The following is a 3,439-nucleotide window of genomic DNA, read 5'->3' on the forward strand; positions in this document are numbered from 1 at the left end:
CGCGTTAATGGCCGGTCAGATTGGCCTTGGCGCGCGCCCACCAGCCCGAGCGTTTGGGCTTGTTGGGGTCGGCTTCCGTGATGACCGGCAGTTCGGGCTGCCGAAGCGCCGCGCGTGTCGCAGCCTCGGGCTCCGACACAGCCGGTTCGGTCGAAGAGATCAGAACAGGCGCGAAAGTCTCGGGCTCGACCTCGCGGCCGGCGGCGCCAACAGACTCAGGCGTCTCGGCCAAGGCGTTTTCAGACGCGCCTTGCTGGCTTTCGGCGTGAACCTCCGGCGCAGCCGTCTCCGCTTCGGGCTCGGGACGCCATTCCGGCAGCGGTGCGAATTGCGGATTGTCCGCAAGCGTCTCCACCAAAGCGTCGCCGCCTTCGGCCGCCTCGGCGGCGCCCTCTTCGGACGGACGCCAATCGCCGGCGTCCTCGATCGTCTCGGCGCCGGAACGGTTGCGATTGCGGCGGCGCCAGGCGCCGCGGCCGCGACGGCGGCCTTCGGCCCCCTCGCGCGCGCCTTCCTCCTCGGCTTCCCCTTCGCCAACCGGCGCTATCAGGTCGCCGCTGATTTCCGCCACCGTTTCGAGCCCCTCGTCGGACGGCTGCGGCGCGCCGGCGTCGACGCCGGTCGATTCGCGTTCAAAATTGCGGCCGCGTCCCCGACGGCGGCGACGGCGACGGCGCGCTTCGCTGTCCCCCTCGCCGCGCTCCTCGGCGGCTTCCGCCTCGGCGGCCTCGATCTCGGCCTCTTCCTCGAATTCAGCCTCAAGCTCCGCCTCGCCGATCGGCTCGGCGTCCTCGATCGGGCGGCGCGGGTCGAAACGGCGGACCGGATCGGTCGGCCCGACGGCCAGTTCGCCGCGCTCCAGCGCGTGATAGGCGCCACCGGTCAGCGAATCGTCGGCCATCACAATGACCTCGACGCCGAAGCGCTCCTCGATCAGGCGCAGCAGCGAACGCTTCTGGTTGAGAATGTAAAGCGCGATATCGGTGCGCGTGCGCAGCACGATATTATGCGAGGCGCTCTTGATGAGCGCATCCTCCAGCACGCGCATCACGTGAACCGCGACCGAGGCGGTGGACCGCACGGTGCCCGCGCCCGCGCAATGCGGGCAGATCACGGACGAGCCTTCGAGCACGCCGGTGCGGATGCGCTGGCGCGACATTTCGAGCAGGCCGAAATGCGAGATGCGGCCGACCTGAATGCGGGCGCGATCGTCCTTCAGCGCCTCTTTGATGCGGCGCTCGACGGCGCGATTGTTCCGGCTCTCCTCCATGTCGATGAAATCGACAACGATCAGACCGGCGAGATCGCGTAGGCGGAGCTGGCGGGCGACTTCGTCCGCCGCCTCCAGATTGGTCCGCAGCGCGGTGTCCTCGATATTGTGCTCGCGGGTCGAACGGCCCGAGTTCACGTCAATCGCGACGAGGGCCTCGGTCTGGTTGATGACCAGATAGCCGCCGGATTTCAGCGTGACCTGATTGTGGAACAGGGCGTCGAGCTGTGATTCCGCGCCCCATTTGGCGAAGACCGGCTGTGGGTCGCGGTAATGATGAACGTTCCGGACATGGCTCGGCATCAGCAGGCGCATGAAATCGCGCGCCTCGCGATAGCCGTTCTCGCCCGCGACCATAACCTCGTCGATGTCTTTATTGTAAAGGTCGCGGATCGCGCGCTTGATGAGCGAGCCTTCCTCATAGACGAGGGCGGGCGCGCTGGACGTCAGGGTCAGCTCGCGCACCTGCTCCCACATCCGCATGAGATATTCGAAATCGCGCTGGACCTCGTGCTTGGTGCGCGAGGCGCCCGCCGTGCGCAGGATGACGCCCATTCCTTCCGGAACGTCGAGATCGCCGGCGATCTCCTTGAGCCGCTTGCGGTCGTTGGCGTCGGTGATCTTGCGCGAAATGCCGCCGCCGCGCGCGGTATTGGGCATCAGCACCGAATAGCGGCCGGCAAGCGAGAGATAAGTGGTCAGAGCCGCGCCCTTGTTGCCGCGCTCTTCCTTGACGACCTGGATCAGCAGCACCTGGCGGCGCTTGATGACTTCCTGAATCTTGTACTGGCGGCGCAGGCGCGGCGCGCGATAGGGCGTCTCGTCCATGGCGTCGCCGCCAAGCTGCTCGACGATTTCCTCTTCCTCGTGCTCGGCATTGTCGTCGTGATCGACTTCGCCGGCCTCGGCTTCCTGCGTCCGGTCGAAAAAGTCGCGCGCGCGGGCTTCTTCATCTTCCGCCGCAGCGGCGACCGGCTTGTCGTCATCGTCGGCCGGTTCGGCGGCTTCGACCGCGTCATCGCTCTGTTCGACGACGGCGAAGCCTTCCGGATCGGCAGCGATCGCCTGCCGCTCCTCCGGCTCCGGCGCGGCGGCGGGAGCGGAAATCGCCTCGGCGACGGCCTCGGCTTCCGCGACGATCTCCACGGGCGCCTGAACGGCCGGCTCGAAAGGCGTCTGAGCGACGGGCGCCTGCTCGATCGGCGCTTCGTCAGCGGGCCTGGCCTCTTCGGCCGACGGCGCCGGCGCGCTCGCCGCGACGCTCTCTTCGGCCGCCGCTTCGGCGGCCTCGCCCAGAGTAACTGGCGCATCCGCGGCGGGCAAACCCTCGACCGAAATGGCCTCCTCGGCAGCCACGCCCTCGAAAACGGCTTCGACGCCATCCTGCGCGATTTCGCCGCTTACCTTTTCGTCATCGTTGGGGCGACGGCGTTCTGAGCCGCGCCGGTTGCGGCGGCTGCGGCGGCGGCTGGATTCCTCGTCCTCTTCCTCGCGATGGGCGCGGATTTCCTCTTCCAGCAAAGCCGCGCGGTCGGCATGCGGAATCTGGTAATAATCCGGATGGATTTCGGAAAAAGCCAGGAAGCCATGGCGATTGCCGCCATATTCGACGAAGGCGGCCTGAAGCGACGGCTCCACGCGCGTCACTTTCGCCAGATAGATATTGCCCCGTAACTGCTTCTTGGAGGCGGATTCGAAATCGAACTCCTCGACCCTATTGCCGCGTAGCACCACCACCCGCGTTTCTTCGGGGTGGGAGGCGTCGATGATCATTTTGTTTGCCATTGGGAACTCTTGTGGGCGAGGCGCCGCGTAGGGCCGCCCCGGCTTCCGCGCGGGCGCCGGCCAGAACGGACTGGCCTGGCGCATGAGCGCGCGCCGCGTCGCGCCGCTTCGGGCGCGCCTCGCGTTGGATGGTTGAACGAAGTTGTGGATGGAAGACGGACCGCGAAAGGCGGCGTGAAACCAAGCGGATCAGGCCCATAAGGCCCTGACCGATACGGACCTGACCAATATCGACCGGATCGGACCGGCGGCTGGGAAAGCTGGAGGACGGCGACAGGGCGGCCGCGGGGGCAAAAGCAGCAGCCCGGCGCTGCGCGGCGCCAGACAGATCCCCCGGAACGGCCTTCGCGCGGACGATAAAGCGCCGCCGAAGTTCAGTTGCAA

Annotated in this window: 1 protein-coding gene; it reads right to left on the minus strand. The window is 67.1% G+C overall.

Annotated elements, in window-relative coordinates; translation table 11 throughout:
- Positions 1-4: 4 nt before the first annotated feature.
- Positions 5-3,055, minus strand: a complete 3,051-nt coding sequence (locus ACE3S9_RS16935) for an Rne/Rng family ribonuclease (protein WP_374547652.1) — start codon at positions 3,053-3,055, stop codon at positions 5-7.
- Between the last annotated feature and the right edge of the window lie 384 nt (positions 3,056-3,439).

The organism is Rhodoblastus sp., from assembly GCF_041915505.1.
Classification (GTDB): Bacteria; Pseudomonadota; Alphaproteobacteria; order Rhizobiales; family Beijerinckiaceae; genus Rhodoblastus.